The organism is Synechococcus sp. MU1617 (assembly GCF_020514235.1).
GTDB lineage: Bacteria > Cyanobacteriota > Cyanobacteriia > PCC-6307 > Cyanobiaceae > Parasynechococcus.
Window position 1 is genome coordinate 34589 of sequence record NZ_VTLB01000003.1, and the last position, 21764, is coordinate 56352.

Here is a 21764-nt window from a genome sequence, read left to right on the forward strand (position 1 = left end):
CACCCCGACGTGACCGTGGCGGTTTTGGATACTGTTCGCGGAGAAGTCGCCGCCCTGATGCAGGGCCAGTGATTCAGCTTCGGCTTTGATTGAGGCAGCTCAGGCCTGACGCGCTTTGGGCTTTTCTTTTTTGATCGCAGGCTCGGCGCAAACCCTCGGGATGCGTCGGGCTGTGGTGGTGATGGTGTCCTTACGCCGGAAGTCGTTGGTGTTGGCGACTTTGGCTTCATCCATCAAGGACCACAGCACGTCTTTGCAGAGACCGGGCAACCTGGAGTGATCCATCAGAGGATCGGCGAGCTCACGGGCCCTCGCGCATGCCTCCGTTGAGTTGTCGCGTGAACACGCGTAGGCGGCCTGTTCAATGCTGCGCAATTGATCCTTGCTAGGCCATGGCTCGAAGGGCTCAGCCGCGATTGCGGGACTGGCGATGGCGAGGAGCAGCAGAACGCGTGTGAGCTTGGAAGTCATGGGTACAGTTTGGCGTGCTTTGCGCAGTTGAAGCCAATCAATATTTTGAAAGATAGGTCGGCAAAGTATTTGATGATGACTTGATCGCGTCAGCTTTCGCTCGATCTGCTTTCATTAGAGGGGAAAGATCATTTTCTTTCGCTTCTCGATGATGATGATGGAGTATGTTTTCTCGTTCATTGCATTGATATCCCTTGGTGAAGGTGTCTAGGTGTCTACAACGGTTTGTAGGCCCAGAATTGATACATACTTTGAAAGGTCGATGGATTGTTGTTCTCGAATTCTCCCCAGTTGCTCAGTGAGGTTCCATTGCTGTCCTCTGGAAAATGGTGCTGGTAAGCAGTCTTGATGGATTTCGGAAGCATGAATCCACAAAACACTAATTTCTCGGCTGCTAAAAGTTCTTCCAGGGTCCTGGTGGTGAATTGATGCTCCTGAACGTGAAAGCAAAGGTCGCGGCACTCGGAGAGCGAATAGAAGTCATTCGCAAGGATTGATAGATCTTTTAGTTTATGCTGATTATCGTCAAAGACTTGCTTGCGAAAATCTCTGATGCCTGCCGGTGTGCTTTGAATGCTCAGGTTTTGGATCAGCTCTCGTGCTGCTGAGACTTTCTGTCTGGCAAGTTTGCTGTAGAGGCCGATCTTGAAATAGCCGCCGGGCTTCAGTTTGCTGTTGAGTGTTGCCAGCCCCTTGGCGGGATTTTGCATGTGATGCAGGACGCCGCTGCACTCAATCACGTCATAGACATTCTTGAGTTGATTGGCATCCAGAATGTCGAGTTGCTGGAGCAGAACATTATTCATGTTGTACTCCTGAGATTTTCTTGCTGCGTAGGCCAGGCTATTTTTGCTGATGTCAATGGCAGTGATTTGCGCATTTTTATAGCGACTGGCGTTGATCACTTGGTTTCCCGTTCCGCATCCGGCAATTAGGATCTTTGGGCTTGAGTTGAGTGAGAGTTCATTCGTGAACGCAAGATTTGCAATGGTTGTTTCTAAGGAGATGAACTCAGCTGTTGGTTTTGCGAAATGGGGATGAGTGTGGTCTGCATGTTTGTATCGAGGGTATGGATTTTCTTCGTACATTTGCTGGACTGCAGTTGAGATATCGTCGGTTACTTCCTCGCAGAGGCTGAGGCTCGCTTTGATGCTCTTCTCTGCTTCGACCTCGTTGTATTGGGTGTCGATGAAGGCTTTGCTCTCATCGCTGTTGATGGGGTATTTGCTGATTGCTTCTTGAGTTGTAAGGTCGTGGATGGGTGCATAGCAGCCAATCATGGGTAAATATCGATTGAAAAGCTTTTCGCTTTTCTTCGCTTCTGCGATCAGATCGTTGATCCATTTTTTTTCCTCGTCTGATTGCCAATAGACATATTCATTGAGGAAGCATTGTGTGGCCAGGGCTTCCAGGAGGAGTTGTAGTTGTGGTGTTATTGAGCTGTCGGTTCTGATGTGTACCAAGAATTCCTGCCTTAGGCGTGTGAGGAATTCCTCGATCTTTTGATGAGGCGGTATAAGTAACGTCAGTGATTTTCTAAAGATCCAGTCTGAGGCAAGGCGATGAAGGGCCTGATTCTGGTCTGTGATGATGGGGTTTGATTTGGCTGCTGTTTGTATGTCTTCAAGGTAGTCTTGAACGAAGAGTGTGCAGAGTTTGCGATGGGAGAAGTCTTCGCGATTGAGCAGTATTTCGTAGGCTTTTCTGGCGTGCTCTCTATTTAGTGGGTTGATCTTGATGTCGCTGGCAAGGCTTTTCAAGTTTTGTAGCGCTTCGATGTTGCTTTCATCGAGCTCGATGGCCTTGACGGTAGCTGTTAGCGCTTCATCTGTTTTTCCAAGGTCTCGATAAATGCTGCCCAGATTCATCTGGACAGTTGACGATCGATCGTCAAGATCGAGTGACTTTAATGTGAATTGAAGTGCTTGATCAAGCTTTCCGATGTCCCGATATAGATTCCCAATATTGCTGTAGATCTGCGGGTCGTTCGGCTCGAACTCTATGGCCTGTTCGTAGTTTTCAAGGGCTTCTTGGATTCTGCCACTGTTCTTGCATATGATCCCGAGATTGCAAAAGACTGCGGGATCAGACGTTCCCGCATTGATCATTTTTTTGTAAAGCGACTCGGCTTCCCTGAGTCGACCTGTCTGGTGTGAATAAATGGCTTGGTTGAACCATTTTTGAAAGTTCAGTTGCGGCTTTTTTGTTGATTTACTTGCTTTTCCATTTGCTGCTTCTCCAAATCCAGCCACTTCATTTCTCTTTGCTTGTTTGAGTTTAGAGCTGAGCCAGTGGTCTTCATCTCCTCTCCACCCCATCCCCGCATCGAGTCTTTTGACGATCCAGTCTCCCGAGCCAGGGGACAAGCCATCTGCGCGGACATCTCGTGGGATGTCCAAGAGGGGGATTTGGACTTATCCCTGAATCGATACAGTCCATTGGTGGAGGGTCGAGACAAGTACTTGCTCGATGCGCTCAGGAGACTGGCAGAGAAGAAGAGGCGTGGATTTAGGTAGATGCAATTACTAAGTGTGCGACTTACGATGCAATAGTAAATTTGTATTTTTAAATGGCATGTACTTATTGTTGTTTTTCCTCGCCCTAGCACTATTTATCTTGCGGTGAATCCAAGTATGGGCGCGATTCTTGTTTCGAGGTGTGAGTAGTAAGTTAAGTCTCCAAAGGACTTTTCAAGCAGGGTTTTTAATTCGCTTGTGTAGCCTTTGGCTCTTGTTATTATGTGTTTTGGTTTTAATTCGATTATGTGCTCAAGAAGTTTGAATCCGCTTCCCCTCGATTTTCTCTCTAGGTGTTGGTGAACTGCCAGATAAAAGATTGTGTCGAATTCTCCATCTAATGAATCTAAGTTCTCTTCTTGTGATAGATCAGATTCTATAATCCGAGTCTTGTTTTTCGGCAACATATGACTTAGTACTTCAATGTTTTTTTTATCTAACTCAATGCACGTTATGTGAAGGCATCCTGCTTGAAGTGCTTGTATTCCAAGGTGACCTGTATTTGCTCCGATGTCAAGTATCCTCTTGTTGGCGCAAAAGTATTTCAGGGCTTGTAGGTCTTGAAGTCTTTCATGGCTTGACAGAAGCATGTCTTTCATTTGCTTAGTTGTAGCAATTATCATTGCCTCATTGTATATCATGAAACTATTTGATTCTACTCAAACATCTGCGCCTTCATGATTCGATCGTAAAAGCCATATTGCTTGAGTGCCTGAGTGATTTCATTTTCAATTCCCTGCTCTTGCTCTTTGGTGAATGGGAGTTTATTTTCTCTAGGGAAGTCGCGGAACGCATATTTGTCTTCTCCCTGTAGTCCCATCAAAGAGAAGATATCGTCAGATGCAAGCAGCTCCTGAAAGCCGAATGCTTTGACAAACGCATGCTGCTGAATTTGTTTGATGAATTCTTTGTGCATAGCCGGTGTCAATGCTGATGTGCCGGGGCAATGGCTTTCGAGAGTAATTTGTTTTTGGGTAAATTCAGTAGGGGACAAATCTCTTTCTCCTTGCATTGCCTGCCTTTGAAGAAATGTTCGTAAATATTTGGATCGTAAGTAGCTGATTGGCTCCCGCAGGCAAACTGAAACCAAGGCTTGCCTGCGGGTTGATTCTGATATGGCTTTGCAAGCTGAAATGTAAGCAAACGTTTGGTTGCTATCAATATGGCTTGATCTGCATACTAATGAAGCTGATGTGTCGCACAATCGTTCTGATGATATGACAGCAGGTTTGCCTGATTCGTTTGAGGCTTCTTCTATTAGCTTTATTGATTCTTTGAGAATTTTGAAATATGGATTTTCCCCTAGAGTGGATATTTGGCTGCCCGTTGAGAGAATTGCTGAGTTGATTATTAGTGAATTGAAAAAGTTTGTAGGCTCTTTCCTGGGGTCTATTGTTGAGAGCCAATTTAGTAGTGTTTCTGGATTTGCCCCACCTGCTGATGGATTTGGATTTCCTTTTTTTCGTGTCCCAGATGCTTGGTAGGCTTCTTTTTGGAAAACCAAATAGTTTGCTGAGTTGGGTAGTAGATATTTTTGGATAACAGTTGTGCCTGTTCTTGGTGCTCCAATATGAATAACAGTTTCATGCATAAAATCTATGCCCTTTAGGTTTATTTTAATCCATCTGGCATTACCGAATCCAGCTACTTCATTTCTCTTTGCTTGTTTGAGTTTAGAGCTGAGCCATTGGTCTTCATCTCCTCTCCACCCCATCGCCGCATCGAATCTTTTGACGCTCCAGTTTGCGTTGGATCCGTGGTGTGATCCCCAGCTCAGCGCTGTCCCAGAGGCGATCCATCTCACGGGTGAAATGCGCAGCAAGCTTGGCGGAGTGAATCACCAGCAGCGTTTCGTCGTTGGTGTGAGCAGCGGAGGGGGACCAATTGAAGGATCCCGTGATCACTTTGCGCTGATCGATCACTGCGAACTTGTGGTGGAGCTTGTCGCCGCGGGCGAGACGAGGGGTGCCGATTCCTTTCAGGCCCTGCTGCAGCGGGTGATTGCCAGCTTCCACCTTGCAGCTGTGATCTGGAAGGGTGACCCCCAGGAGATCGAGCACTTCCGAGAAGGGGCGGCTGGCAAAGCCAGGATCCGCAACCAGTCTGAACTCAACGCCTCGCTCGATCTGGTCCCGCAGCACGTTGGTGAGTTGCTGTGCAGAGAACACAAACAGGGCCATATCAATGCGCTCTCGTGCCGCTTCCAACTGGTCAGCCAACAGGTTCAGCCCGTGATTTGCATCTCTTTTCGGATGGGGGGAGAACAGCGCATCCACTCGGGTGCCACCGATCTGCACGGTTTGCACGCCTTCTTTTGCTTTCTGCAGGCCAAAGCGACTGTCCTGCTCGCCACCGGGGCCATCCCCCCACATCTGGGTGAATTCCTTGCGGAACACCAGTGCGAGCTCAGGGCTGTGGAACCGCAGCAGGTGATTCACGTTGCCGCGGCTGGATGGCCGGCCAGCATCACCGTGAAGGCCGGAACTGGTGAGATTGGCGCTGCCCGTAATCACCGTTGTTTGATCGATCACCAGAAATTTGTGGTGCATCAAGCCGCTGCCGCTGCTCCCGTCTTCGGTGTCGTCAATCAGTGGAATCTGCGCGGCTTGAAGGAGCGCCACGGCATCAGCGTGGAAGGCTTCTTCCGGACTCGTGCTGCCATCCCCATTGCTGTCGGCCAGGCGGTTCAACTGATCCCAGCGCTGCCTGCCTCGCTGGTTCAATCGGCTGGGTCGTTGTTCGCTCCAGGCTTGGCTGTAGCTGTTCTCCAGGATGACGGCAATGCGAACACCACGGTTCTCGGCTGCGATGAGGGCCTCGGCAATCCTTGGAAGACTGAGCTCTTGCACGGCCACCAGCACCTCGTCGTTGGCGGCATCAATGGCTTCAATCAGCCATGCCTCCATGTCGTCACCATTGCGCCAGTCGCCTGTGAGGGGTGAGCGGTAGCGCGATCTGGCGTTGTGGTTGAAGACCACATCGATCTGCTTGGGCATCGCTAGATCTGCCGGAGCCGTGCCCACCACCGATCCCGCCTGGCTGCAGCCACTGCAGAGAAGAGCCGCTGCCATCCATCCCAGCTTGCTCTTCAGCATCGAGACCAAGACCTTGCCTTGATCAGAGTTCCCCCGTCTTCAGTGGGGCATCTCCGATGTCTTCAGCATCGCAATAAACCAGAGTCCGCTCAACACGAGGGCGACGCCCACACCAGCTCCGATGCTGACCCGTGCCATCACCAAAGGCACCACCAATGGAAAAACCATCGCCCCCGCGAGGGGGGTGATGGCCACGAACCAGCGCAAGGACGCCGGTGCTTTGGGATCGGAAGGGTTCAGAACCACTCGGCGCGGGCTTCGCTGGCGGGGTTGCTGTTGTCTTCCGGGGTCTCACGTTTGAAGTTGAGCGTGATGTTGCGCTTCTGTTCCCCATCCGAGGCGGTCGCCTCAATGGCGTACATCTGCTCGCCATCCCGGAAGGGCACCTGGATTCGGAATGTTCCGTCGGTGGAGAGAGGCACTTCTTCGCCGCCGATGGTGAGGCGAGCTGAAGGGTCGGTGGCGCCGTAGACGATCAGTTCGGCGTCAGCCACCAGCCAGAAGGAGCGTTGGCGAGGAGCCACACCACCAAGACCAGATTCGTTGCGACCGCTTGCCCAGAGACCAGCTCCCGAATCGTTCAAGCCGCTGCTGTCACCGGAGACGTCAAAACCTTCTTGGAATTCTTCAGAGCCAACCCGACGGCGGCTGAAGTGGACCGTGGCAGTTTGGTAGAGCCGTTCATGCAAGCCACTGTTGCTTGACTCGATCGGCGCGACGGGAGCTGCAGCGGATTCGGCCGGGGCCGCATCGAGGCTGAAGGGCACGAACTGATCAAGAATCTGTTCGCTGGGGTGCAGAGCGGGCACGCGGGCCACTGAGGAGAAGGCCAGAGACATCCAAGTGGCGCCGATGCGATAGCCCAACTCAACCCGGTAATCCCGGTCGCAGAGAGGAACAGGCAAGTACCACTCTGTGCTGTGGCTATCGACGGGCACTTCCTGCAAGGTGTGCGGATGGGCATTGCCGTCCTGCATGCCGGTCACGTCCGCTAGGCGCAGGCAAAGTCGGCTGGCTCCATCTTTTTGGGCCACCTTGCGGTCTGCGTCCGAGATCTCCCAGAACACGTAGGCCCACTGGGGATCACGGGGCAGGAACACCACGCGGGTATCGCTGCTGCCCATGGCCGGTGCGTTGAGTTCCGCCTCGATGGCCTTCAGGTCTCCACCACGCTTCTGCTGACGCTGGGCAACCTCGTCGACCAGGGTCTCCTTGCTCTTGCGGCTGTAGAGCGGCACCCCTAGGTCGCTGGCGATCTGACGTAGTTGACGAAGGGTGAGACGTGCCAGTGATGACAGGGTTGGGGACACGTCCAAAAACTCCATGTTTCGTTTGGGATCATTGTGATCCGAAAAATTCCTTTTCGAAGCGTGAAGGGGCCAAGGGTCAGTGGATCCTGACTACTGGTTGAGCGCTGACCTCGGGGATCACAGTCAGTGACACAAAAAAAGCGGAGCCGAAGCCCCGCTTTTTTGAAGTTGCTTGGGGCCGGGATCAGCGGCCGATGCTGCGGTAGGGCACTTTCGACATGTAGTCCATGTCGGCGCCGCCGCTGGGGGAGACCCCGCGGGGGCCAGACATTTCGGCAGCCCAGGCCATGTAGTCCTGAGGGGAGCCACCTTTGCGGATCTTGGCGCGGGCGGGAACCTTCTTGGCGGGGCCGCCGGTGAAGACGATCTGGGGGAAGCCCAGGATTCCCCGGTAGTACTCGTCGTAGCGGGGGGTCGTGATGTTGAACGGCGTGTCGCCCAGCTCGCGGCCGGGAAGCACGCGGTTGCGTTGGTAGGGAACCGTGTCGTAACCGAAGGAGTCGAGGTACTCGGCGCTGTCGAGCAGAACATCGACTAGGCCTTCCAGGCCTTTGGTCGCAATCACGATGGACCAGGAGAGTTCTTCCCCCTTGCCATTCACCTTGCGTCCCAGGATCCGCTCGCACAGGTGACGGACAACTTTGTAGTTGCTGTTGAAGCCGTAGAAGGTGCGCTTGAAGGTGTCGGAGAGCACCAGGCCGCGAATGAAGTCGCGAACGGTGATCTGGCCATCCTTCAGCTGGGACTCAAGGTTGACGTCCCGATCTGTTTTGAAGGCGTGGAAGAAGATCTGCCGGTAGGCGGCTTCCACGACGGTGTCGAGATTGTCCCGATCGTCTGCGATCTCAAGGGAGTAGGCCCGGGATCCCTCATCGGAGCCGACACGGAGATTCGGAACACCAGTCCTCAAAGAGTTCTGGGTGATCGGTGCGTACTCCAGGAGAGGAATGGCCACGCGACTACAACATCCACTGTCGGCGATCGTAGAAGTGCTGGGTCTTGCCCCCTTCAGCAGCTGTTGCAGCGATTACATGCCGTAATACTTGCTCTAAGTATTTCTGCTTACCAGCCGAAGGGGGCGAGGGCGGCTCCGTTCGAAGCAATCGCTGGGCTGGTCTGATCAACATCGTCCAGCTGCCGGGTCTCGATGCAGAAGGAGGCGTTGTTGGAGAGCCCTTGCACCGTGCTGGTGCGCAGTCGTACGTTCTCGCTGGTGAACCAAAAGCGCTCGAGCGAACTCATCATTTCGTAGTCCGTGGTGAGGATCAGGCCGTTTTCGTCGTCCATGCGGAACTGGCCCGCCACCGGTGCTTTTTCGGCGTAACCGCGATCCCGCAGCAACAGTCCGCGTCGCCCCGTTTCGTCTTCGGGGATCAGTCCGAACATGGTCTGGTCTTCATGGGATTCGCCGGCGCGATCCCAGGCCATCGATCCGCTCCAGCGCACCCAGCAACCGCCAACGATCTGCTCGACGCTGGCGTTGTTGCGCTCGGCGATCTCCGCGAGCCGCTCGTCCCCCTTCAGCAGTTCCTCCACCACGATGAACGAGGCTCCAGCTTCGGCGCGGCGATGCAGCAGGTGGTGTTGGCTGCGCTGCGAGGTCCAGCGGCCACAGCTCAGGCGAAAGAAGCTGAGGGCGTCCGAGATCTCAAGCATCGCCGGCGTTGAGGAACTGGATTGATGATGGCAGCCCGACCGCGTCAGTCACGAGAGCCATGTCAGCCACGGCAGCGGGCTTCGGAGGCGCTGATCAGATCGTCGAGGGTTAGTGCCAGGGGAGGCTTGCCCAGCTCAAGCGCCAGTTGATCCAGTTGCTCGGCGGCAGCATTGAGCTGCAGCAGCAGGGTATCGAGGAACATTTGATCTTCAGCGACAACGGGTTGTTGCTGGCACCAAAGGCGTCGTTGGCTTTCGTCTGGGATCGCGCCAGTGTTCTCTGGAGCAGCCATGGCCTGAAAGCTGTCCAGGCAGTGGCTCAATACCCGCAGGTGATGGCGATCCAGCTGGGGCAGCAGGGTGGCGTCGATGCGTTCAATCGTGGCCCTGTCGATGGCCATCAGCCCTGCGCCAACGGGGTGATGCGGAAGCCGCAGGCGTGGCCGCCCTCGAGTCGCCAATGCACCCGTTCCACCCGGCAGTCCGGCACGGTGCGTCGGATCAGCAGTAATTCCTGGTCGCACACCGCGGGGAATTCTTCGGCAATGCGCTGCACAGAGCAGTGGGCTTCCTCGAGCCTCCAGCTGATGCCGTCGTCATCCCGGCTGCAGACGGTGACGTAGCCCTCGTCGCGCCGCAACAGTGCCAGATGTTCGAGTCGAGCCTCCAGGGAGGCCTCGCCGAGGCTTTGCCGGTACTGGCTGGCCTTCGACTCCGCCTGCTGATCCAGCAGTTGGCGCACGGTCGCTTCGGGGAGATGGCTGCGCATCGAATCCAGCAGGCCGAGGGCGAAGCGGCCGCTGCCATCAGGGAACTGGGCCCGTCCTTCGTCGGTGAGGCACCAGCGGTTGCTGGGGCGCCCCGGACCGCTGGCATTGCTGCTGGCGCAGACCAGGCCGCTGTCGGCGAGGGAGCGCAGGTGACGCCGCATGGCCTGAACGGAAATGCCCACAGCTCCGGCCAGGGCGCCAGCGTCCTCCTCTCCCCGCTCCAGTAGCAGGGAGAGCACGGCGTCGCGGGTGCTGTCGGGGGCCGAGGCGCTCATGACGAGGCGAAACCTCCCCACACGATGCCATCGAATTGCCTCGGCATGTCGGCCGAGTTGAGGGTCACAATGGAGAGCCCGCTGACCGGAGGCCTGTTGGCCTAGGCTTCCAGTAAGGAAACCGCGGGGTTTCGTAATTCGCCGCTCCCTCCACCTCCATGTCCGACGCCCCTCAAGAGCCGACAGCAGAAAGCCTGGAGGTCATCCGCAAGTTCGCTGAAACCTACGCGCAGCGCACCGGCACCTATTTCTGTGCGGACCCCAGCGTTACCGCTGTTGTTCTGAAGGGTCTGGCGCGTCATAAGGACGATCTGGGGGGAGCGCTTTGCCCCTGCCGCCATTACGAAGATAAGGAGGCCGAGGTCTCCCAAGCCTTCTGGAACTGCCCATGTGTCCCTATGCGCGAGCGCAAGGAATGCCACTGCATGCTCTTCCTCACCGAGGACAATCCCTTCGCTTGCCCTGAGAAGACGCAGACCATCACGACAGAAACGATCAACGCCACCGCCGGCTGAGCCGAATGACCAGTACCTCCACACGGGATCTCGTCAGCCAGCCGTACAAGTACGGCTTCGTCACCGAGATCGAGACCGACAAGATCGCCAAAGGTCTCAGTGAAGAGGTCGTTCGCCTGATCTCGGCCAAGAAAGAAGAGCCGGACTTTCTGCTGCAGTTCCGGCTCAAGGCCTTTCGCCACTGGCTCACCCTCGAGGAGCCCGATTGGGCTGCCCTTGGTTATTCCGAGATCGATTATCAAGACATCATTTATTACGCAGCTCCCAAGCAGCAGGAGAAGAAGGCCAGCCTCGATGAGGTGGATCCCAAGCTGCTGGAAACCTTCGACAAGCTCGGCATTCCGCTGAGCGAGCAGAAGCGTCTCAGCAACGTTGCGGTGGATGCTGTTTTCGACAGCGTTTCGATTGCCACCACCTACAAGGAGAAGTTGGCGGAACACGGGGTGGTGTTCTGCTCCTTCAGTGAGGCGGTTAAGGAGCACCCCGAGCTGATCGAGCGCTACCTCGGAACGGTTGTCTCCAGCAACGACAACTATTTCGCCACCCTGAACTCAGCGGTGTTCAGCGACGGATCCTTCGTCTTCATCCCAAAGGGCGTCGAGTGCCCGATGGAGCTGTCCACTTACTTCCGAATCAATTCTGGTGACACCGGACAGTTCGAGCGCACCTTGATCGTTGCCGAAGAAGGTGCCTCGGTGAGTTATCTCGAGGGCTGCACGGCACCGATGTTCGACACCAACCAGCTGCATGCGGCGGTGGTGGAACTGGTGGCCCTTGACGACGCCTCCATCAAATACTCCACGGTTCAGAACTGGTATGCCGGTGATGAAAACGGCGTCGGTGGCATTTACAACTTCGTGACCAAGCGAGGCCAGTGCCGCGGTGATCGCAGCCGCATCAGCTGGACTCAGGTGGAGACCGGTTCAGCTATTACCTGGAAATACCCCAGTTGCGTGTTGCAGGGTGCTGATTCGGTGGGCGAGTTCTATTCAGTGGCCCTCACCAACAACTGCCAGCAGGCCGACACCGGTACCAAGATGGTCCACGTCGGACCGCGCACCCGCTCCACGATTGTGAGCAAGGGCATCAGCGCCGGCCGCTCCAGCAACAGCTATCGCGGTCTCGTGCAAATGGGGCCCAATGCCAAAGGCGCTCGCAACTACAGCCAGTGCGATTCGATGCTGATCGGTGATCAAGCCGCTGCGAACACGTACCCCTACATCCGTTCGCAGCAGCCGCAGGCGGCCATCGAGCATGAGGCCAGCACCTGCCGCATCTCCGAAGACCAGCTCTTTTATCTGCAGAGCCGTGGCATCGGGTTTGAAGAGGCCGTCTCGATGATGGTCAGCGGCTTCTGTCGCGACGTCTTCAACCAGCTGCCGATGGAGTTTGCCGCTGAGGCTGACAAATTGCTGGCCCTCAAACTCGAGGGGTCTGTGGGCTGATCCCCTCCCCCGCTTTGTCTCTGTTTTTTCAACGACGCCTTCCGTGATTCGCCCTGACGCTGAGCTGCTGCTCGATATCCAAGACCTGCATGCCTCCGTCGAGGACAAGCCCATTCTCAAGGGTGTGAACCTGCAGGTGAGGGCGGGTGAGGTGCATGCCGTGATGGGCCGCAACGGCAGTGGCAAGAGCACGCTCTCCAAGGTGCTGGCTGGACATCCCGCCTATCGGGTTACGGGTGGCACCGTCCGCTATCGCGGCCAGGATCTGTTTGAGCTGGAGCCTGAAGAGCGGGCCCGTCTGGGGGTGTTCCTCGGATTTCAGTACCCCGTTGAAATTCCTGGCGTCAGCAACCTGGAATTCCTGCGGGTGTCCACCAATGCCCGGCGGGAAAAGCAGGGGGAGGAGGAGCTCGACACCTTTGCCTTCGAGGACCACGTGCACGAGAAGCTCAAGGTGGTTCAGATGGATCCTGCTTTCCTCGAGCGCAGTGTGAATGAAGGCTTTTCCGGGGGAGAGAAAAAGCGCAACGAGATTCTGCAGATGGCGTTACTGGAGCCTGTGGTGGCGATCTTGGATGAAACCGACTCCGGCCTGGATATCGATGCTCTGCGCATCGTGGCCGGAGGTGTGAACCAGCTGGCGACGGAAGACAACGCCACGCTGCTGATCACCCACTACCAGCGTCTGCTCGATGAGATCACTCCGGACTATGTGCATGTGATGGCGTCAGGCCGGATCCTGCGCACCGGAGGCCGGGAGCTGGCGCTTGAGCTGGAGCAGACCGGATACGACTGGGTGGATCAGGAGCTGGCCGCTCAAGGAGCTGCTTGACCATGGCGAGCAGTGTGCTGGCGCCAGTGCAGGAGCGCGGTCGAGCCGCCCTGGAACAGCTTGGTTTGCCCAACCGCCGCCAGGAGCCCTGGCGTCTCACCGACCTCAAACGGCTTGCTGCTGTATCGGCATTGCCGGCCAGTGCTTCGCCGCTGTCCACATCCCTGCCGGCCAGCCTGGAAGGGGTGACCCGGCTGGTGATTAATGGGTTTGATGATCCCTTGGCTGGGCAGGTTCTTCCGGACGGAATCACAGCGCTGAATGCCGAAGAGCTTGAGCAGGCCCTCGGCCACACCCTGGACCGCTGCGGTTGTGCCCAGGTCTGGCCCGTGGAGTTCAACCACGCCAAAGCCCAGCAAATCCTTGCCCTCAGGGTGCGGGGACGGGTCGGCCCGTTGGAGCTGGTCCTTGCGGCGGGTGCCGGGTTGAACGCCACGCGGGTTTTACTGCTGTTGGAGGAAAAGGCAGAGCTGGAGCTGATGCAGGTGCTGCTGGCTGAGGGGGCGTCGGCTCACAGTCATGTGTTGGAAGTGCATCTGGGGCAGGAGGCCAAGCTGCGCCATGGCGTTCTGGCCACGGCGGATGGCGCGTCATCGCTGATGGCCCATTTGGCTGTCGAGCAGGAGCCTCGCAGCTCCTATGCCCTTACCTCGGTGGTTCAGGGCTGGAACCTGGGACGGGTTGAGCCTCGGGTGGTGCAAGTGGATGGCCAGGCGCAGACCGTGCTCAAAGGTTTGGCTGTGGCCGGCGCCGATCAGCAGCTGGCCACCCACTCCGCGGTGCGCTTCGACGGGCCGGAGGGAGAGCTGGATCAGTTGCAGAAATGCCTGGCCGGTGGTCAATCCCATGCAATTTTCAACGGTGCCATCAGTGTTCCCCGCGATGCTCAGCGCACCAACGCTGCGCAGTTGAGCCGCAACCTGCTGCTGTCTGAACGTGCCCGGGTGGATACCAAGCCCGAGCTGGAGATCGTGGCGGACGATGTGCGCTGCGCCCACGGCGCCACCGTGTCGCAGCTTCAGGACGATGAGCTGTTTTATCTCCAGAGCCGGGGTATCGCTGCGTCGGATGCAACGGCGCTGCTTCTGCGTGGTGCCTGCCAGGAGGTGATTGCCCAGCTTCCTGCTGCGGCTCAGGCTTGGCGCCCCCTGGAGCGCGTGATGGAGAGCCTCGCCTCATGACGATCGCCGCCGAAGCACGATCTAGTGCTGATTTTGTGGATTTATCGTCTCGATATCGTGCCGATTTTCCGATTCTTGAGCAGTGTGCTCCCGATGGTCGGCCGCTGATTTATCTCGATCACGCTGCCACAAGCCAGAAGCCTCGTCAGGTGCTGGAGGCGCTGCAGCAGTACTACAGCTGCGACAACGCCAACGTGCATCGCGGTGCTCACCAGCTGAGTGCCCGCGCCACCGATGCCTTTGAAGCAGCCCGCAGCACGACGGCGGCCTTCGTGGGCGCCGCCAGTGCCCGAGAGATTGTCTTCACCCGCAATGCCAGCGAAGCGATCAATCTGGTGGCGCGCACCTGGGGTGACGCCAACCTCAAGCAAGGGGATGAAATCCTCCTCACGGTGATGGAGCACCACAGCAACCTGGTGCCCTGGCAGCTGTTGGCTCAGCGCACCGGTTGCGTGCTGCGCCATGTGGGTATCTCCGAATCTGGTGAGCTGGATCTGCAGGATTTTCGGGCCCAGCTCAACGAGCGCACCCGACTGGTGAGCCTGGTGCATATCAGTAATTCCCTGGGCTGCTGCAATCCTCTTGATCAGGTGATCCCCGCAGCCCATGCCGTTGGCGCCAGCGTGCTCGTGGATGCCTGCCAGAGCCTGGCTCACAAGCCGATTGATGTTGCGGCTCTCGATGCCGATTTTCTGGTGGGCTCCTCCCACAAGCTCTGTGGCCCCACCGGCATGGGTTTTCTCTGGGCGCGGGAGTCGCTGCTGGAGGCGATGCCTCCTTTCCTGGGCGGCGGGGAAATGATCCAAGACGTTTTCCTCGACCACAGCACCTGGGCGGTGTTGCCCCACAAGTTCGAAGCGGGTACGCCTGCCATTGGTGAAGCGGTGGGCATGGGGGCCGCGATTCGTTATTTGCAAGCGGTGGGTCTGGAGGCGATTCAGGCCTGGGAGGCGCAGCTCACCCGGCATTTGTTCAACCGGCTGCAGGCCATTGATGGTGTGAGGGTCTTGGGCCCCACGCCTGAGCAACAGCCCGAGCGCGGTGCTCTGGCCACATTCCTGGTGGATGGGGTGCATGCCAACGACATTGCCGCTCTGATGGATGCCTCCGGGATCTGCATCCGCAGTGGTCACCATTGCTGTCAGCCCTTGCACCGTCTCTATGACGTGACGGCTTCAGCGCGAGCCAGCTTGAGCTTCACCAGCACCTTTGAAGAGATCGACCGCTTCAGCGAGGAGCTCGCCTCCACGGTTGCCTTCCTGCGCGAACACAGCTGAGCTAGCTCAGGCGGCCAGCTGATCGTTGCTTGCTGCTGATTCGCGTTGCGGCAGGGGGACAACCTTGTTGGTCTCAATGGCGTACTTCACCCAGCGGTAAGAGCGTGCGCCGGGACGGGGTGCCGCGTTGATCGGCTCAGGGCTGGCGTAGCTGTTGCCGCGGTAACGCAGGATCCGCATTAATACTCAAGAGGCTGGCGCCACCCTCTCAGGTTCAACGCTTTTTGTTGGGTTCCGTGGGGCACAGGTTGAAGTTTCCTGCTGGTTGCTGGCTCAACCCATCACATCTGCTGAACGGGGTTGTGTGGGTTGTAACCATCTGCTAGCTCAGCTCTGGTTCTTCGGTGGATGCAGAGGTTTGCCGCTCAATCCGTTTGATCGCCTTGAGGATGAGAAACAGCATCCAGGCCACAAGGAGGGCTTCGATGATGGTGTCAAATAACTTTCCAATCTCAATGGCGCCGCCGAAATAGTCGATTTTGAGATCTTCGAAACTGCCTTTGGGAACCAACGGGTTCAGGAGTGGCATCAACAGGTCTTTGGTGACTGAATCGACGATTCTTGTGAATTGCTGCCCCACAATGAATGCAATCGCGACCGTCAAAGCACTGCCCTTGGTGAAGAAGAACTCGACAAATTCGCGGCGCCAACGTTGAAGCATCAATACGAAACCAAGCTTTTTTTATCGTATATGGACTTTAGATTTGGTCTATTTATTGTCTCGATCTGTCGTGATTTGATGATGCCCTCTGGCCTTCACTTTCGCTGCTCAGACAGGCCCAATTGACGCCGAAAAAAGGCTTCTGTCTCTTCCAGAACCTGGATTTGGGTGGCTTGGTTGCGGAAGCCATGGCCTTCGTCGTCGAAGAGCCGCACCTCCACCGGGATGCCATTGCTGCGCAGGGCTTCGGCCATGCGTTCGGTTTGTTCCGGAGGCACCACCTTGTCTTTCAACCCCTGGAAGAACAGCACCGGACAGCGAATCCGATCGGCATGAAACAGTGGCGACCGTTGCTCATACAAAGGACGCGCTGCGGGCCATTCCCCCACCAGGCGATCCACATAGCGCGCTTCAAACCGGTGCGTGTCTTCAGCCATGGCTGTGAGATCACAGACCGCATAGCGGCAGGCTCCGGCCCGGAACACCTTGGTGAAGCAGAGGGCCGCCAGGGTGGTGAAGCCGCCGGCACTGCCGCCTTCGATGGCGATCTTGCCGGGATCGGCGCGACCGGCCTCGATCAGGGCCTGGGCTGCGGCGGCGCAGTCGGCCACATCCACCACGCCCCAGCCCCCGTTGAGGCGCTCCCGATAGTCCCGGCCGAATCCTGTTGAGCCGCCGTAATTCACGTCCACGACGCCCCAGCCTCGAGAGGTCCAGTACTGAATCGCGAGGCTGAGGCCGCGGCGGGCCATGGCCGTTGGTCCGCTGTGGCTTTTCACCAGCAGTGGGGCGGCCCCTGGTGGGTTGCCGCTGGGGGGGTAATACCAGGCATGGGTGCGTTCCCCTTGATGGCCGTCGAACCACAGCGGTTCGGCCACGCTGATTGCCTCAACCGGTAACGGTGCCGTGATGGCGGGGCTGTGGCTCCAGAGCGGGGTGGCCGGTCGCAGGTCGAGTTCCAGTAGGCCGGCCACGCTGGTGCTGTTGCTGGCCACGGCTACGGCGCGGCCGTGGCATGCGCTCAAGCCCGCGAGGTCATCAAACGGTTGCGACAACGGCTGCACCGTTCCATCCAGACCGAGCCGTTGCAATGACCAGGCCCCGCGGCTGCAGACGGCAGCGATCAGCCGTTCCCCATCCCAGGCCGTGGTGCTCATCCTGTAGATCCACTGGGGCATGGCCGTTTCGGCCGCCATCGGCCAGGGCCTCTCCCAGGCGGCGTCGGCGCTGGACTGGAGCATCAGGTTCCACCAACCCGTGCTGTCCTCCGCCACAAGCAACTGCCCTTCGGGCAGCCATTGGGGTTGAAACACCGAGACGCCGTCGCCTCCGGCCAGCTGACGAGGTCTGAGTAGCCCGCCTGTGTCGCTGAACTCCGCGCACCAGAGACTGCTGCTGTCCCAGGGCATGGCGGGTTGCTGCCACTCCACCCAGGCGAAGCGCTGGCCATCGGCGCTCAAGCAGCCATAGCCGGCAAAGTCCGTCGGTTGGTGCAGCAGCAGCGGCGTCTGATCCGTTGCGTTCAGCTCCAGGGTCACCAGCTCGTCATGGCCGTTGATTTCACGGATTCCGATCCAGCGCTGCCTCGGCAGATCGAGGACGCCATCCGCAAGCTCCCAGTCGCCCTCCCGGCTGAGCCGTTGAGCTGCTGCCAGGGGGGTGGGGTGATTTGTGTTGGTCTGCGGCAGGCGCCAGTCCTGACGCCAGAGGCAGCCGCGCTCGATCCAGGTCAGGATCAACCTGTCCTGCTCCGCAGCAGTGGCGAGCACGCCGCCGCCGTAGTCATGCACGCGACTGCGCAGATTGCTGGGGGCCGGCGTCAGCTCCTGGGGCGTTGCCTCGGAATCGCCGAAACGGCGGATCAAGGCTGTGGTGCGGCCGCGCTCCTGGGGGCGCTGTTCCAGCCAGATCAGCCATAACGTTGCATCGGGTCCACTGACCAGGGACGGTTCCTTGAGTCCCGGCAAACGGCCAACGGCATGTTGCGCGGATAACGGAACGGCTCCCATAACGGCTGATTCAGGCCAATTACCATGCTGAATCAACGCGGCATTGGTCTTGGCAGGAAGCTTTGCAGAGTTGGCCCGTCAGGCCGATAAGTCGCGGGACACGATGCTGGTGCCCAAGACGGCCCTCGAAACTCCTCCTCTGGAGATTCACACCCTGGGCGATGAGGTGTTGAGGCAATCCGCGCGCCGCATCGGCAAGGTGAATGAGCAGGTGCGGGAGCTGGCCCGCGACATGCTGCGCAGCATGTACACCGCGAAGGGCATCGGCCTGGCGGCTCCTCAGGTGGGGATCCACCAGCAGCTGCTGGTGATTGATCTCGATCTTGAAAATGCAGCCACGCCGCCCCTGGTGCTGATCAATCCGGAAATCACGGCGGCCAGCGCCGGGCTCGACACCTACGAAGAGGGATGTCTCAGCATCCCTGGGGTTTACCTCGATGTCGTCCGCCCTACTGCGATTGAACTGAGCTTCCGCGATGAGATGGGTCGGCCCCGGAAGATGAAGGCCGATGGCCTGATGGCCCGCTGCATTCAGCACGAGATGGACCATCTCAATGGCGTGTTGTTTGTTGATCGCGTCACCGATGAAGACGGTCTGCAAAAGGAGCTCAAGGAGAAGGGTTTCGAGCGCCAAGATGTGCGGAGCGTCGCCTGAGTTATGCCGATGAAACCCCTGGCCGGCGTTTTCCTGGCCCTCGCCTGTGTTCTGGGTATCGCCAGCACCGGCTGTGTGTTTGAACTGGCCTACGGCGATCCCGATCTCGGGGTCAAAACCACCAGTTGGATCCTGGCCCTGGCGGCCCCTGGAACCGTGGGGACTCTTCTGTTCGCGATTCGCCTGAACAAACCGGCCTGATCGGGGGCGACCGATCCAGGCATCACTTTTACGATCCGCTCAGTTCCTCCATGGACGTGATGGCACGCTTTCGAATCGTGGCCGCTGCCGGCCTCGCTCTCGCAGCGACCTCTGCACCGGTGGCCCTGGCCCAGGGTTCGCTGTTCACGGCGGTGCCCGTGGAGTTAGGCAATTTCGTTTTGGTATCGGCCCCGATCGGTCAGGGCGAGCGTTCGCAGCTGAACATCTACGAGCAGCGCACCACGAAACGTCCCTGTTTTGCTGTGGCCGCAGGATCACCCGCCATGGTGGATCCCTTGTTGTCCAAGTTTGATTTCACTGGGGTCTGCAACCGCTACATCGATGGCAACGGTTATTCCCTGCGCATCGGGGGTGATGACCTCGGCACCCGATACCGGCTCAGCGTGGTGAACACCGGTAGAGATATCGAGTTGCTGGCCACTCCGACCAAGAATCCCTCCCAGCCGACCATGCTTGTGGCTCGGGCCGGTGGTGCCGCAAGTGGCTTTGTTCAGCTCAAGCTTGAGCCGGGCTGGACCTTGAAGCGACGGGCCTATGGCAAGAAGAGCCTGGGCCATCTCTACGTCTATCGGGACAGCGCACCAGTGGCTGGTTCCAGCCCAAACAAGGCGCCTGCTGAGACTGAACAGATCGAGAGCTCTACTGCTCCGTCTTACTGAGCCAGTACAGAACCGGTGTAAACACCTGTTGTTCTTCTTTGTCAGTGATTTCACACTGAAGGAGGACCCCCCGGAGGCTGTGATGAAAACAACGGTTGTGCAATGGTTCCACTGGTTCGGTGAAGCGATGACCCATGCGCTGGGGTCGTTCGACGACCGCCATCTCCAGCCCCCACCGATCGGCACCCAGCCCTACCGGGACACGCCTGAGAAGCGAGCTCGCGATTACTGAGATCCAGGCTGCTTGAGCAGATCTGTGCAGCGGAAGCAACTCGCTTCCGCCACGGCGTTTCGATCGACGCTGGTCCGGTCGTTGAGGTCGGCAATGGTGCGCGCCACGCGCAACAGTTGAAGGCTGCTGCGTGTGCTCAGGCCGCGCTGGTTGATCAGCTGTTGCCAAAGGTCGAGTGCCGTTGCCTCAATGGCTCCGCTCTGCCGCAGCGCTGCAGCCGACAGCCGCCCGTTGCTCTCTCCACCAGGATTGCGCCTCCGCATCCGCTGCCGGGCCCTTTCAATCCGTGCGGGGGTGCACCAGGACGCTGAGGCTTGTGTTGGGCTGGGCTGCTTCAGCACCGCTGCCATCTCCTTGGCGGAGCGCCGTTCCAGCCGCAGTTGGAGATCGAGCCGATCCAGAAGCGGGCCGGAGAGCCGCTGCCAGTACCGCTGGCGCTGGCTGATGCTGCAGCGACAGCCATGGTCGCGGTCGCCATGCCAGCCGCAGGGGCAGGGATTGGTGGCCGCCACCAAGGTGATTAGGGCCGGGAACACTGTGCTCTGCTGGGCACGGCTGATCTGCACGGCGCCGTCCTCCAGGGGCTGCCGCAATTGATCCAGCACCGTTCGCGAAAATTCCGCCAGCTCATCGAGGAAGAGCACGCCACCGTGGGCCAGGCTCACTTCCCCGGGACGGGGTGAGCGTCCGCCGCCCAGCAAGGCGGCAGCGGTGCAACTGTGGTGTGGCGATCGAAAGGGGCGCTGCTGTTGCAGTTGATCGATGCCATGCAGATGGCCGGCGACGGAATGGATGCGCGTGATGGTGAGCGCTTCCTTGCGGTTTAGGCCTGGCAGCAGCCGCGGCAGTTGATGGGCCAGACGGGTCTTGCCGCAGCCAGGGGGACCCACGAGAAGCAGATGATGGCCGCCGGCCGCTGAAAGAGCCAGGGCGCGGGAGGCCAGGCTGCTATCGAGGCAGGGCCAGGGATCAGGACCGGTGTTTGCCGCTGAGGTGCGTGAGCGACTGCAACCGATCCCCGGCCAGGGTTGTTCTCCTTTGAGGTGCTGAACCAGCGCGTGCAGGTTGGGCGCGGTGTGGATCGCTAGCCCTTCAATCAGGCTGGCTTCATGGGCATTCTCAGGAGGAACCACCAGGGCCCGGGCCCTTTGCTGATGGGCTTTTTCGGCGAGGGCAATCACCCCTCGACAGGGCCTGAGGCTGCCATCGAGTCCCAATTCTCCGGCACACCAGAGGCCCTCCAGCTGAGGGCGGGCGAGCTGCCCGCTGGCCACCAACAGGGCCAGGGCGATGGGCAGATCAAAGGAGGGGCCTTCCTTGCGCAGATCGGCAGGTGCCAGGTTGATCACCACGCGCACCAGGGGGCCGCGGAAGCCGCTGTTGCGCAGGGCGGAGCGGACCCGCTCCCGTGATTCTTGAATTGCTTTGTCCGGCAGACCCACCAGCTGGACGCCTGGCAGCCCCGGGGCGAGATCCACCTCCACCACCACCGGTCTGGCCTCCAGGCCTTGCAGGGATGCACTGAGACAACGTGCCAGCATTCTTTGGAAGGTGACGCAGGAGATTCATGCCCCTGCTGTCACACCGGTCCCGCTGTTCCTTCCTTTTCGAGGCCCATGGCAGACGACACGATCTTCGGGAAGATCCTTCGTGGCGAGATCCCTTGCGATGAGGTCTACAGCGATGCGCAGTGCCTGGCCTTTCGCGATGTCGCCCCCCAAGCTCCGGTGCATGTGCTGGTGATTCCCCGCAAGCCGATCGAGAGCCTGCGTTCCGCTGCTGCCGAGGATGAGGCTCTGCTGGGTCACCTGTTGCTGGTGGCTGCGCGCGTGGCCAAACAGGAGGGGCTGGACGACTTCCGCACGGTGATCAATAGCGGAGCCGGTGCTGGACAGACGGTGTTTCACCTTCACGTTCACGTGATCGGTGGGCGTCCTCTGGAGTGGCCCCCCGGTTGATGTCAGCGGCGAAGTGGCGCGGTGA

The 21764-nt window shown here is 58.4% G+C and carries 25 protein-coding genes; 10 read left to right on the forward strand and 15 right to left on the reverse strand.

The features are described from left to right. Positions 1 to 99 precede the first annotated feature (99 nt). From FZZ90_RS07340 to FZZ90_RS07390, 11 genes are all read right to left on the reverse strand, one after another. Complete coding sequence (locus FZZ90_RS07340; protein ID WP_226425077.1) at positions 100 to 471, reverse strand: hypothetical protein; 372 nt, start codon at positions 469 to 471, stop codon at positions 100 to 102. A 215-nt stretch (positions 472 to 686) separates the two neighbouring features. After that, positions 687 to 2870, reverse strand: coding sequence for a tetratricopeptide repeat protein (locus FZZ90_RS07345; RefSeq protein WP_226425078.1), 2184 nt, complete (start codon positions 2868 to 2870; stop codon positions 687 to 689). A gap of 212 nt (positions 2871 to 3082) precedes the next feature. Next, a complete protein-coding gene (locus FZZ90_RS07350) occupies positions 3083 to 3586 on the reverse strand; it encodes a bifunctional 2-polyprenyl-6-hydroxyphenol methylase/3-demethylubiquinol 3-O-methyltransferase UbiG (protein ID WP_226425079.1) in 504 nt (167 codons plus the stop codon). A gap of 56 nt (positions 3587 to 3642) precedes the next feature. Continuing rightward, positions 3643 to 4701 (reverse strand): hypothetical protein, encoded by a 1059-nt coding sequence (locus tag FZZ90_RS07355; RefSeq protein WP_226425080.1) that lies wholly within the window; start codon positions 4699 to 4701, stop codon positions 3643 to 3645. Then, a complete protein-coding gene (locus FZZ90_RS07360; RefSeq protein ID WP_226425081.1) occupies positions 4682 to 6082 on the reverse strand; it encodes a phosphatidylserine/phosphatidylglycerophosphate/cardiolipin synthase family protein in 1401 nt (466 codons plus the stop codon). Before FZZ90_RS07360 ends, FZZ90_RS07355 begins: the two co-directional genes overlap by 20 nt. 39 nt (positions 6083 to 6121) lie before the next feature. After that, positions 6122 to 6328 carry a hypothetical protein gene (locus FZZ90_RS07365; protein ID WP_226425082.1) on the reverse strand — a complete coding sequence of 69 codons (207 nt, stop codon included), beginning with the start codon at positions 6326 to 6328 and terminating at the stop codon, positions 6122 to 6124. Continuing rightward, on the reverse strand, positions 6319 to 7392 hold the full coding sequence (locus FZZ90_RS07370) for a DUF4912 domain-containing protein (RefSeq protein WP_226425306.1): 1074 nt from the start codon (positions 7390 to 7392) through the stop codon (positions 6319 to 6321). The genes FZZ90_RS07365 and FZZ90_RS07370 overlap by 10 nt, the downstream gene beginning before the upstream one ends. 184 nt (positions 7393 to 7576) lie before the next feature. Beyond that, positions 7577 to 8347: a phycobilisome rod-core linker polypeptide gene (locus tag FZZ90_RS07375; RefSeq protein WP_226425083.1), complete on the reverse strand. Its 771-nt coding sequence runs from the start codon at positions 8345 to 8347 to the stop codon at positions 7577 to 7579. A gap of 107 nt (positions 8348 to 8454) precedes the next feature. Next, the gene (locus tag FZZ90_RS07380; protein WP_226425084.1) at positions 8455 to 9048 is read right to left on the reverse strand and encodes a phycobiliprotein lyase; all 594 of its coding nucleotides are present in this window, start codon (positions 9046 to 9048) and stop codon (positions 8455 to 8457) included. A 62-nt stretch (positions 9049 to 9110) separates the two neighbouring features. Beyond that, complete coding sequence (locus tag FZZ90_RS07385) at positions 9111 to 9449, reverse strand: hypothetical protein (protein WP_226425085.1); 339 nt, start codon at positions 9447 to 9449, stop codon at positions 9111 to 9113. Beyond that, the gene (locus FZZ90_RS07390) at positions 9449 to 10093 is read right to left on the reverse strand and encodes a metalloregulator ArsR/SmtB family transcription factor (RefSeq protein WP_226425086.1); all 645 of its coding nucleotides are present in this window, start codon (positions 10091 to 10093) and stop codon (positions 9449 to 9451) included. Before FZZ90_RS07390 ends, FZZ90_RS07385 begins: the two co-directional genes overlap by 1 nt. A gap of 158 nt (positions 10094 to 10251) precedes the next feature. On the opposite strand from FZZ90_RS07390, the gene FZZ90_RS07395 reads away from it, so the two are divergent. From FZZ90_RS07395 to FZZ90_RS07415, 5 genes are read left to right on the forward strand one after another with little or no spacing between them, the layout of a single operon-like run. Continuing rightward, a complete protein-coding gene (locus FZZ90_RS07395; RefSeq protein WP_038553034.1) occupies positions 10252 to 10608 on the forward strand; it encodes a ferredoxin-thioredoxin reductase catalytic domain-containing protein in 357 nt (118 codons plus the stop codon). Between the two features lie 5 nt (positions 10609 to 10613). Then, on the forward strand, positions 10614 to 12053 hold the full coding sequence (gene sufB, locus FZZ90_RS07400) for a Fe-S cluster assembly protein SufB (RefSeq protein WP_226425087.1): 1440 nt from the start codon (positions 10614 to 10616) through the stop codon (positions 12051 to 12053). Between the two features lie 43 nt (positions 12054 to 12096). After that, a complete protein-coding gene (sufC, locus tag FZZ90_RS07405) occupies positions 12097 to 12885 on the forward strand; it encodes a Fe-S cluster assembly ATPase SufC (protein ID WP_226425088.1) in 789 nt (262 codons plus the stop codon). Between the two features lie 2 nt (positions 12886 to 12887). Then, positions 12888 to 14066, forward strand: a complete 1179-nt coding sequence (locus FZZ90_RS07410; protein ID WP_226425089.1) for a SufD family Fe-S cluster assembly protein — start codon at positions 12888 to 12890, stop codon at positions 14064 to 14066. Continuing rightward, positions 14063 to 15343 (forward strand): SufS family cysteine desulfurase, encoded by a 1281-nt coding sequence (locus tag FZZ90_RS07415; protein ID WP_226425090.1) that lies wholly within the window; start codon positions 14063 to 14065, stop codon positions 15341 to 15343. Before FZZ90_RS07410 ends, FZZ90_RS07415 begins: the two co-directional genes overlap by 4 nt. A gap of 6 nt (positions 15344 to 15349) precedes the next feature. Here the strand turns inward: FZZ90_RS07415 and FZZ90_RS07420 are convergent, their stop codons facing one another. The 3 genes from FZZ90_RS07420 to FZZ90_RS07430 form a co-directional block, all read right to left on the reverse strand. Further along, positions 15350 to 15523 (reverse strand): hypothetical protein, encoded by a 174-nt coding sequence (locus tag FZZ90_RS07420; RefSeq protein WP_226425091.1) that lies wholly within the window; start codon positions 15521 to 15523, stop codon positions 15350 to 15352. Between the two features lie 142 nt (positions 15524 to 15665). Further along, complete coding sequence (locus FZZ90_RS07425) at positions 15666 to 16004, reverse strand: MscL family protein (protein WP_226425092.1); 339 nt, start codon at positions 16002 to 16004, stop codon at positions 15666 to 15668. A 95-nt stretch (positions 16005 to 16099) separates the two neighbouring features. Next, positions 16100 to 18013, reverse strand: a complete 1914-nt coding sequence (locus tag FZZ90_RS07430; protein WP_226425093.1) for a prolyl oligopeptidase family serine peptidase — start codon at positions 18011 to 18013, stop codon at positions 16100 to 16102. A gap of 49 nt (positions 18014 to 18062) precedes the next feature. Between FZZ90_RS07430 and def the strand changes: the two genes are divergently transcribed. The 4 genes from def to FZZ90_RS07450 all read left to right on the forward strand — a co-directional run bounded on the left by def (position 18063) and on the right by FZZ90_RS07450 (position 19781). After that, positions 18063 to 18668 (forward strand): peptide deformylase, encoded by a 606-nt coding sequence (def, locus tag FZZ90_RS07435; RefSeq protein WP_006849977.1) that lies wholly within the window; start codon positions 18063 to 18065, stop codon positions 18666 to 18668. 3 nt (positions 18669 to 18671) lie between these two features. Beyond that, on the forward strand, positions 18672 to 18869 hold the full coding sequence (locus FZZ90_RS07440; protein WP_006850702.1) for a hypothetical protein: 198 nt from the start codon (positions 18672 to 18674) through the stop codon (positions 18867 to 18869). Between the two features lie 50 nt (positions 18870 to 18919). Next, positions 18920 to 19549: a DUF3747 domain-containing protein gene (locus FZZ90_RS07445; RefSeq protein ID WP_226425094.1), complete on the forward strand. Its 630-nt coding sequence runs from the start codon at positions 18920 to 18922 to the stop codon at positions 19547 to 19549. Positions 19550 to 19631: 82 nt separating this feature from the next. Continuing rightward, positions 19632 to 19781, forward strand: coding sequence for a hypothetical protein (locus tag FZZ90_RS07450; protein WP_226425095.1), 150 nt, complete (start codon positions 19632 to 19634; stop codon positions 19779 to 19781). Here FZZ90_RS07450 and FZZ90_RS07455 read toward each other — a convergent pair. Continuing rightward, complete coding sequence (locus FZZ90_RS07455) at positions 19775 to 21322, reverse strand: YifB family Mg chelatase-like AAA ATPase (protein WP_226425096.1); 1548 nt, start codon at positions 21320 to 21322, stop codon at positions 19775 to 19777. The genes FZZ90_RS07450 and FZZ90_RS07455 overlap by 7 nt on opposite strands. Before the next feature lie 75 nt (positions 21323 to 21397). On the opposite strand from FZZ90_RS07455, the gene FZZ90_RS07460 reads away from it, so the two are divergent. Beyond that, on the forward strand, positions 21398 to 21739 hold the full coding sequence (locus FZZ90_RS07460; protein WP_226425097.1) for a histidine triad nucleotide-binding protein: 342 nt from the start codon (positions 21398 to 21400) through the stop codon (positions 21737 to 21739). Positions 21740 to 21764: the final 25 nt, after the last annotated feature.

What these genes read in the sequence shown, in the direction of transcription:
- FZZ90_RS07340 (WP_226425077.1), bottom strand. Translation starts at nt 471, where the DNA reads ATGACTTCCAAGCTCACACGCGTTCTGCTGCTCCTCGCCATCGCCAGT.
- FZZ90_RS07350 (WP_226425079.1), bottom strand. Translation starts at nt 3,586, where the DNA reads ATGAAAGACATGCTTCTGTCAAGCCATGAAAGACTTCAAGACCTACAA.
- FZZ90_RS07355 (WP_226425080.1), bottom strand. Translation starts at nt 4,701, where the DNA reads ATGGGGTGGAGAGGAGATGAAGACCAATGGCTCAGCTCTAAACTCAAA.
- FZZ90_RS07360 (WP_226425081.1), bottom strand. Translation starts at nt 6,082, where the DNA reads ATGCTGAAGAGCAAGCTGGGATGGATGGCAGCGGCTCTTCTCTGCAGT.
- FZZ90_RS07380 (WP_226425084.1), bottom strand. Translation starts at nt 9,048, where the DNA reads ATGCTTGAGATCTCGGACGCCCTCAGCTTCTTTCGCCTGAGCTGTGGC.
- FZZ90_RS07385 (WP_226425085.1), bottom strand. Translation starts at nt 9,449, where the DNA reads ATGGCCATCGACAGGGCCACGATTGAACGCATCGACGCCACCCTGCTG.
- FZZ90_RS07390 (WP_226425086.1), bottom strand. Translation starts at nt 10,093, where the DNA reads ATGAGCGCCTCGGCCCCCGACAGCACCCGCGACGCCGTGCTCTCCCTG.
- FZZ90_RS07395 (WP_038553034.1), top strand. Translation starts at nt 10,252, where the DNA reads ATGTCCGACGCCCCTCAAGAGCCGACAGCAGAAAGCCTGGAGGTCATC.
- sufB (WP_226425087.1), top strand. Translation starts at nt 10,614, where the DNA reads ATGACCAGTACCTCCACACGGGATCTCGTCAGCCAGCCGTACAAGTAC.
- FZZ90_RS07410 (WP_226425089.1), top strand. Translation starts at nt 12,888, where the DNA reads ATGGCGAGCAGTGTGCTGGCGCCAGTGCAGGAGCGCGGTCGAGCCGCC.
- FZZ90_RS07415 (WP_226425090.1), top strand. Translation starts at nt 14,063, where the DNA reads ATGACGATCGCCGCCGAAGCACGATCTAGTGCTGATTTTGTGGATTTA.
- FZZ90_RS07420 (WP_226425091.1), bottom strand. Translation starts at nt 15,523, where the DNA reads ATGCGGATCCTGCGTTACCGCGGCAACAGCTACGCCAGCCCTGAGCCG.
- FZZ90_RS07425 (WP_226425092.1), bottom strand. Translation starts at nt 16,004, where the DNA reads ATGCTTCAACGTTGGCGCCGCGAATTTGTCGAGTTCTTCTTCACCAAG.
- FZZ90_RS07430 (WP_226425093.1), bottom strand. Translation starts at nt 18,013, where the DNA reads ATGGGAGCCGTTCCGTTATCCGCGCAACATGCCGTTGGCCGTTTGCCG.
- FZZ90_RS07440 (WP_006850702.1), top strand. Translation starts at nt 18,672, where the DNA reads ATGCCGATGAAACCCCTGGCCGGCGTTTTCCTGGCCCTCGCCTGTGTT.
- FZZ90_RS07445 (WP_226425094.1), top strand. Translation starts at nt 18,920, where the DNA reads ATGGACGTGATGGCACGCTTTCGAATCGTGGCCGCTGCCGGCCTCGCT.
- FZZ90_RS07450 (WP_226425095.1), top strand. Translation starts at nt 19,632, where the DNA reads ATGAAAACAACGGTTGTGCAATGGTTCCACTGGTTCGGTGAAGCGATG.
- FZZ90_RS07455 (WP_226425096.1), bottom strand. Translation starts at nt 21,322, where the DNA reads ATGCTGGCACGTTGTCTCAGTGCATCCCTGCAAGGCCTGGAGGCCAGA.
- FZZ90_RS07460 (WP_226425097.1), top strand. Translation starts at nt 21,398, where the DNA reads ATGGCAGACGACACGATCTTCGGGAAGATCCTTCGTGGCGAGATCCCT.